Annotated in this window: 1 pseudogene; it reads right to left on the bottom strand. The window is 46.7% G+C overall.

What is annotated here, in order from left to right:
* A pseudogene (locus SB658_RS22095) lies at positions 1 to 405 on the bottom strand (DNA-binding response regulator); the annotation flags it as partial.

Below are 405 nucleotides of genomic sequence, written 5' to 3'. Positions count from 1 at the left end.
CTTAAATCAACATAGGCCGCAGTCTGCTCCAGCGTGATCTGTTCACAAAAATGCGTTTTGATGTAGCGCTTTGCCCGCTCAATATCATTCACAGTCTGGTTTCTTGCTTCGTACACGTCAAATAAATATTCACAGCACTGGCGGCATTCTGCTGCGGTGTTGATCGTTAATATAGGCCAGTCTGTTCGGAGTCGTGATTTAAATAAGATCAGCAGCTCTTTTAGTTGAGACAGGGTCGCCCCCTCTAGTTCAAAAGCATCGAATAAAGCGAGCGCCTCCTCTCTTCTCCCTTCTTCCATTGCCTGCATCATATCGTCTGCAAGCTCAGGCAGATGGATCAATGGATGGGACTGTTCTTCTGTTTGGTAAAAGCCATAACGAACAACGCCAGGACTCTTTTTCCGC

The organism is Bacillus sp. SIMBA_008, from assembly GCF_046535495.1.
Lineage (GTDB): Bacteria > Bacillota > Bacilli > Bacillales > Bacillaceae > Bacillus > Bacillus subtilis.
The sequence above is the reverse complement of the archived record's forward strand: the minus strand, read 5'-3'. Positions and strand labels throughout refer to the sequence as shown.